We start from the raw sequence: 7,641 nt of genomic DNA on the forward strand, positions 1-7,641 counted from the left end.
TTGCTTAGTTCATGGACAATTTCCGTTTCAATACAATAGCTCCTGACAATACAAGAACTCCTGAGACTACAAGTCCAGTTGCTGCAACTTCACCTGTATTCGGAAGAAGCGATCTGTATCCTCCTCCGCGGTTGCTGCCTTTTGCTCCTGGGATTCCAGATGTTGTTGTCGATTGTTTTCTAACTGGTACTTCCGGAGTTGTTTTCGGTGCTCCCGTTGTTGTCGTCGTGGTGGTTGGAGCTTCCGTCGATGTAGTAGTTGTCGTCGGTGCTTCTGTCGACGTAGTGGTTGTCGTCGGTGCTTTCGTTGTTGTAGTCGTGGTGGTTGGTGCTTTCGTCGACGTAGTTGTCGTCGTCGGTGCTTTCGTTGTTGTAGTCGTGGTGGTCGGTGCCTCCGTCGACGTTGTTGTCGTCGTCGGTGCTTTCGTTGTTGTAGTCGTGGTGGTTGGTGCTTCCGTCGACGTTGTTGTCGTCGTCGGTGCTTTCGTTGTTGTAGTCGTGGTGGTCGGTGCTTCCGTCGTTGTTGTGGTCGTCGTCGGTGCTTCCGTCGTGGTAGTCGTCGTTGTCGGTGCTTTGGTCGTTGTGGTAGTAGTTGTGGTAGTGGTTGTTGTAGTTGTTGTGGTTGTGGTTGTTGTTACAGGTTTTTCCTTTTTGTTTACAATCGTTTTTGTAACAGGTTTATCCGCTGTTTTAAATTCACCAGCTTCCACAACAGTATCTTCCTTAGACAACTCATAACCCTTCGGAGCTGAGACTTCTTTGATAATGTATTTATCTCTCAAAAGCTTCTTAACAGAAAATTCACCTTTTTCGTTGGATTCGAATTCTCCCATCACTTCACCGTTCGCTTGACGAATCACTTGGAATTTTGCACCTTTAAGTGGTCCATTCTTTTCGTCTACTTTGGTTACCTTGATACTAAACTCATAACCAATTCCTTCACCACCAGCAATTTGGATTTTTACATTACTTTTTGAATCAAAATCTTCTTTACCGGCACGTTTGAGTGTAGCTTTGTTTTTAATAACTTCACGATCGACAGCTGCATAGTTAACATTTGCAAAGTACTCTACAGAAAATTGATCTGTTGCAGAAAGGTTTCCAAAGTTAATAGAGAAGGTTGAATCTGTTGCATTTACAGTATATTGAGAAGTGACGTCTTGCTTATTTTTAAGTTCCCATTTACCATTGATGTATTCCCAAGTTCCTTTGAAAATTTTAAAACTTCCTGCTTTATAAGAAACCGCTTTTGATTCGATCGTATCTGTAAGAACAACATTATTGATAGCTTCATTCGTTCTATTTACAGCAATACGGAAACCAAGTTCCTTATGGTCTCCCGTATCCCAACCTGTTTTGATAATAGGATAGCGTTTGGCAGTTCCAATAACCCCGCTGGCTACCTTCCCTGTAAACTTCACTTGATTGTTAACAGTTACTTTAACTGGAGCATCTCCTTCTTGCGGGAATTTATCTCTGTTAACTGCCGCATAAAAGAAGAATGAACCGGATACATCGTCTTTTGTTTCTACATATTTTGTAAAGGTCAAGATAATTTTACCAGTAGCTGCATCAACTTTTGCCTTGGCAACCAAGTTACCACTTGGATCTTTAATCTCAAAATCCTGTGATTTAATATCAATTGGGGAGTCGATTTTAACTTCGGTTGTATCTCCGGCTTTTACTGTTCCTCTTTTCCCGATAGCAAATTTTGCATTTAGTCGGAAATTATCATATCTACCAAGGGCCTCAGTTAAATCTCCACCTTGATCATTTTGAATCTTAACTTCCGTAATCACATCGACTTTTTTAGACGTTTCCGCCTGTACAGTTTTAGAAAAAAGTGTCAATGACACAATCAATAGCGAACAAACTATTGACAAAAAAACTGCTAACTTTTTCATATTTTCTCCCTTTTACTTTTTATTTTAAAAAAAAATCAGCGTTTTCAATATAGCACAACATAGTAAAATTGTCAAGTTTCATGAACAAAAAGTCCTTTTTTGTACATTTAAGGATCACTCTCCTATTTCTTGGACAAACTTTAGGGATCAATGTCCTTTCTCTAAGACCAATACATCCTTGGTTGAGAGATGGCTTTCCTTGTACCCAGCCTCTTTATAGAGGTTTAAAGTTGCTGTTTCGGAGTAGCCATTTTTCTCCTCTTGCATTTCCCTTGGAACTACAACGATGTCAATTTTTGAATCCACTTTTTTATCATGATGATAAAAGATATCATATAGTGCTTCATTCTTTCGAAGGCCAGGAGTGTAACTACCTGCCGCCAAAACCACTTTTTCTTTGGGAATTTTATCCAACACTGATTGAATTCCGTCAAAATAATCCTTTCGATCTTGGTAATAATGAATTTCAAAAGTCCAATTATTCGTGAAACTATAAAGGATAGAACTTGAGAAAATCACACAAGAAGCTACAAAGGCCACCAATACATTTTCTTTCATTATCTGTTGCTTACTAAGATCATCCACTGACAACAAGGCCATCAAAAATAGGAGTGTGATGGAGCCATAGCTATATTGATAACCAATATCATGCTGATACGGCCACCCCGTTAATAAATTAATCAGAAAGAGAGGCGAGATGAGAAAATAGGTCGCCCAACGTTTTTGAATAACTGGTAAGAATCCTAATGAAAATAGAACTATAAAAATATATCCCAATCTCTTTGGTGTGAATAACATGCCCATAACATAAAGTGGATTCAAGATAATATTCTTCACTATCATCATCAAGCCACTTTCACCATTGACTAATAAGTTGTCGTACCTTGATACCATGGCTCCTTCGCCATGTGTTGCTAAGAAAAGTAATCCACAACTAAAGTAGATAATCGGTAAGGCAATGGTAATTATATATAACCATCTTTTAAACTTAACGGAGAACGTAAAACGATTTTGAAAAGTGAAATAAAGACCTAACGCAATGACATAAACGAAGGCATCCTCTTTTACAAAGAGTAACAACTGTGCAAATAAAAGCGAGCGCCATCTCCATTGAGAAATGATTCCATAAAACAACCATAGAATTAATGGTGGCAAAAAACAATTTTCATGCAGGTGAAAGCCACCACTTGTTGTCATTACAGGTGTAACAAAAAAGAGTGCAGTAAATAGAGGGGTCATTAATTTTGGCAATTGTATTTTTTTCAGAATGAAGAGCAATGGTATCACTCCTGAAAATACAATGACATTTTGTATGATATCTAATGTTTCCACATAAGGAAATAACATATAGAAGGGTAAAATCAAATAATAGATTGGTGAAATATGTACCGCAAAATGAGACAAGGCTCCATCTCTTTCAAGTGTTGTAATTTGTGAAAGGTCATGCCTCATTCTCTCAAACATTTGCGAAAAAATTCCGATATCAAACGAAGAGACCGCATTGGCTTTCACCTTATAATACACAACCACAGATAGGTATAGGACATAGAAAAAACCGCATAGTAATACAACAACTGTTAGTCTTCGAATCCAGATATCACTTGCTTTATCCAAAGGTAGTTTATAGAGAATGATACCTACCAATACAGCTATAATGATTGAAATCAAAACAGACCAGATTAAGGTTGGCAATCTTGAATCAGAAAGAGTAAATGAAAAGATTCCTAACCCTTGGTCTTGAAAATTAACACTTGTTTGGAGCAGTAATTTAGGAAAAGATAAGAGTACTGGAGCGAGGAATATATAGGACAACTTCTCTTTTCCCAGATAAAAAAATAGGAATAAAATCAAAGAAAATAAGATTAAGCCTAGTGACATGAACAGGCTTGGACCTTTCAGAATCGAAAAAAATAAAATAAATGCTACTAGAAAAATATTAATACTTCTTGTAGTTACATACTTTTTACTTTCCGTCAGTAGCCAAAAAAGAGGAAAACTTAGCATCATTCCTACTATAATACTGGTTCCACTTGTCTTCCCTAATTCTAAAAATAAAGTATTTGTTGGAAATCGTACTAAATTTACGATAACCCCAAAAAGATAAGAAGAAAACAGTAGCCATACATAATTGCTGTTTACTGTCCGAATCAATTTCATTCTATTTGATACCTCCCAATTCTATTTCCTATTCTAGCATAAATAATTCACTATTTCTAGATAGTACTAATCAGTATATAAAAAGAGATCAGCTCAAGTCCAATCTCTAACTTCATTATAACTCCTGCAACAAATAGCGAAATAGTTCTAAATTCCCTTTTTCTTCATTGACCAAGTATTCTGGATGCCACTGCAAGCCCATAATGCGATGACCGTCGACTGCTTCGATGGCTTCGATGGTATGATCACGTGGATCAAAAGCTGTCGCGCGGAAATTTGGTGCCAGATCCTTGATACTTTGGCGATGCACGGAATTGATCCGTGTCGCTTGGCCAAAGAGTTGCTCGACGACACTGCCTTTTTGAGTCTCAACGGAATGAGAAGTTCCAAACGGAAGTCCTTGCCAGTGCCCTTCAATGGCTTGGTTTAGCGTTCCTCCAAAGGCGACATTGATCAACTGTACCCCGCGGCAAATCCCTAGAACTGGTTTGTTTTGACGTACTGCTTCCTTCAGTAGGGCAAGCTCAAATTGATCGCGCTCGATATTGTAATCATCGCTCTCAATCGTTTTTTCCTCACCATAGAGACTTGGATCAACATTTTGACCACCACTCAGGATCAATTTATCAATGGTTTCCACATAGTCCTTGACCAAGGAAGGATCTCCCATCGGAATCACCATTGGCAGGCCTCCCGCTTGGCGAATGCCTTCGGCAAACTGACTAGATACAGAGGAATGAAGGTTTTTTCCTTCCGGATCAACCGGGCAGAGATTAGCGGATACTCCTACGATCGTTCTGCACATATTCATTCCTCCTTTACGTTTTCTTGCATTTATCTTACCACCTATTAGTGATAGTGTCTAATATGTATTTTTTAAAAGTGTGATAGGTTTTATTTATCGCCTTTCATTTTCTTCTAAAACAATGTTCAATCATACAAGTTTTTTCACCTATATTATGATAAAATAGAGAAGAAAATAGAATCGTCCTTCAAGGCGTGCTTGAAGGCATGATTAGAGGAGGCTTGGCTGCTTGCCAGCCTTGCTTGAAAATACATATAGAAATGGAAGATACAATGGAAAAACAAACCGTTGCAGTGTTGGGTCCTGGTTCATGGGGAACAGCCCTTTCACAAGTCCTCAATGATAACGGCCATGAAGTCCGTCTCTGGGGAAATATCCAAGAACAAATCGACGAAATCAATACCCAACATACCAATAAACGTTATTTTAAAGAGGCTGTTATTAGCGATCAAATCACAGCTACGACAGATCTCAAAACAGCCTTGGACGGTGTAGATGCCATCCTCTTTGTGGTCCCAACCAAGGTCACGCGCTTGGTCGCAAAGCAAGTCGCGGAAACACTGGATCACCCTGTGACGGTCATGCATGCATCTAAAGGTTTGGAGCCCGGAACACATGATCGGATTTCTCAGATCCTTGAGGAAGAAATTCCTGCAACTCTTCGCAGTGAGATCGTAGTCGTATCCGGACCGAGCCATGCGGAGGAAACCATCGTCCGCGATATCACTCTTATCACGGCCGCCTCAAAAGATTTAGAAGCTGCCCGCTACGTTCAAGAGCTCTTTAGCAACCACTACTTCCGCCTCTACACCAACACAGATGTCATCGGTGTAGAAACAGCTGGTGCCTTGAAGAATATCATCGCGGTCGGAGCTGGAGCATTGCACGGTCTTGGTTACGGGGACAATGCCAAAGCAGCTATCATCACGCGCGGTCTCGCTGAAATCACGCGTCTCGGTGTGAAGCTTGGGGCTAGCCCCTTGACCTATAGCGGTTTGTCTGGGGTTGGTGACTTGATCGTTACCGGTACTTCTGTTCATTCCCGCAACTGGCGAGCAGGGGATGCGCTCGGTCGTGGTGAAAAACTCGAAGATATTGAAGCCAATATGGGCATGATCATCGAAGGGATTTCAACAACCAAAGTTGCCCATGAACTGGCCCAAGAATTGGATGTTTATATGCCAATCACACAAGCGATTTACCAAGTCATCTACGAAGGAAAAGGTATCCGTGAAGCCATCCACCACATGATGAGCAATGAATTTAAAGAAGAAAACGAATGGAAATAAAGCAGCCATTCTTCCATCAAACCGACCTTTCAGAAAGGAAATGATATGACGAAAGTTAGAAAAGCAGTCATCCCTGCTGCTGGATTGGGAACCCGATTTCTTCCAGCTACCAAAGCTTTGGCAAAGGAAATGTTGCCAATCGTAGACAAACCAACCATCCAATTTATCGTGGAAGAAGCCTTAAAATCTGGAATTGAGGAAATCCTCGTCGTAACTGGTAAAGCCAAACGCTCCATCGAAGACCATTTCGATTCAAACTTTGAATTGGAATACAACTTGGAGCAAAAAGGCAAGACCGATCTCCTCAAGTTGGTCAATGATACAACGGCTATCAACCTCCACTTCATCCGTCAAAGTCACCCTCGTGGCTTGGGAGATGCTGTTCTTCAAGCCAAGGCCTTTGTTGGGAATGAACCCTTTGTCGTCATGCTTGGGGATGATCTCATGGATATCACGGACGATCATGCACTACCATTGACCAAGCAATTGATCAACGACTATGATGAGACACACGCCTCTACGATTGCCGTGATGGAAGTGCCTCATGAAGAGGTTTCCTCTTACGGGGTCATTGCTCCTCAAGGTGAAGGCATCAATGGGCTTTATAGCGTTGAGACCTTTGTCGAAAAACCTGATCCAGAAGATGCACCGAGTGATCTCGCTATCATCGGTCGCTACCTCTTGACACCTGAGATTTTTGATATTCTTGAAAATCAAAAACCAGGGGCTGGGAATGAGGTCCAATTAACCGATGCCATCGATACCCTCAACAAAACCCAACGTGTTTTCGCTCGTGAATTTGATGGCAAACGCTACGATGTGGGCGATAAGTTTGGTTTCATGAAAACATCGATCGACTATGCCTTGAAACATCCTCAAGTCAAAGACGATCTCAAACAGTACATTATCGATCTTGGAAAGAAATTAGAAGCATCTGAAAAAACTGCAGACTAAAAGGAGTGGGATTTGATTCCCACACCTTTTAATGTAGACAAACTATTTTAAAGTAGAATAAGTTAATCCATTCTGCAAAAAATATAAATTTGCTACAATTCTTAGAACGATTCAAGAAAATGACGAAACTTTCCGCCGTGAGGAAAGTACTTGAAACAACGATGTTTCAAGTACTCGGGATTATTGAGAGTAAAACAGTTTGGGAAACTGTTTTAGCCTGAGCCAAGAAACAAAAGAGCGAAGAGGCTCAATAAGAATTGAACACGGGCTGCGGATCGTGTCAAAAAGATAAGTTCTCCTAGAATCTAAAGATTCTTCGTCAAACTTCCTATTTTGACTTTATCCGCAGACGCCCTTTGTATCTTGATTTAGTCATGGAACTTCCTGGATTGCTGAAATCATCCACTGGATAATTTCACCTAACGTCCGTACTCACCTAAGGAAAGTTTTTAATATGACTTTGTCCTTGATCTGAAGAGACTGGGACAAAAGTCCTAGCCTCTTCTTGTTTTTTGATTGTCGAGCAAGACGCA

At 40.4% G+C, this 7,641-nt stretch carries 5 protein-coding genes; 2 read left to right on the forward strand and 3 right to left on the reverse strand.

All coding sequences use genetic code 11. The features are described 5' to 3' along the window. Nucleotides 1-4: 4 nt before the first annotated feature. The 3 genes from BTU61_RS06285 to BTU61_RS06295 form a co-directional block, all read right to left on the reverse strand. On the reverse strand, nucleotides 5-1,903 hold the full coding sequence (locus tag BTU61_RS06285) for an Ig-like domain-containing protein (RefSeq protein WP_200772813.1): 1,899 nt from the start codon (nucleotides 1,901-1,903) through the stop codon (nucleotides 5-7). A gap of 147 nt (nucleotides 1,904-2,050) precedes the next feature. Next, nucleotides 2,051-4,060 (reverse strand): DUF2079 domain-containing protein, encoded by a 2,010-nt coding sequence (locus BTU61_RS06290; RefSeq protein WP_200772814.1) that lies wholly within the window; start codon nucleotides 4,058-4,060, stop codon nucleotides 2,051-2,053. 115 nt (nucleotides 4,061-4,175) lie between these two features. Next, a complete protein-coding gene (locus BTU61_RS06295) occupies nucleotides 4,176-4,865 on the reverse strand; it encodes a gamma-glutamyl-gamma-aminobutyrate hydrolase family protein (protein ID WP_200772815.1) in 690 nt (229 codons plus the stop codon). Nucleotides 4,866-5,137: 272 nt separating this feature from the next. On the opposite strand from BTU61_RS06295, the gene BTU61_RS06300 reads away from it, so the two are divergent. Further along, entirely contained in the window at nucleotides 5,138-6,154 is a 1,017-nt protein-coding gene (locus BTU61_RS06300; RefSeq protein ID WP_200772816.1) for an NAD(P)H-dependent glycerol-3-phosphate dehydrogenase, read from the forward strand. Between the two features lie 45 nt (nucleotides 6,155-6,199). After that, nucleotides 6,200-7,108, forward strand: coding sequence for a UTP--glucose-1-phosphate uridylyltransferase GalU (galU, locus tag BTU61_RS06305; RefSeq protein WP_187538302.1), 909 nt, complete (start codon nucleotides 6,200-6,202; stop codon nucleotides 7,106-7,108). The last annotated feature ends 533 nt before the right edge of the window (nucleotides 7,109-7,641 follow it).

Origin of the sequence: Streptococcus lactarius (assembly GCF_016642265.1) — a bacterium.
Taxonomy (GTDB): domain Bacteria; phylum Bacillota; class Bacilli; order Lactobacillales; family Streptococcaceae; genus Streptococcus; species Streptococcus lactarius.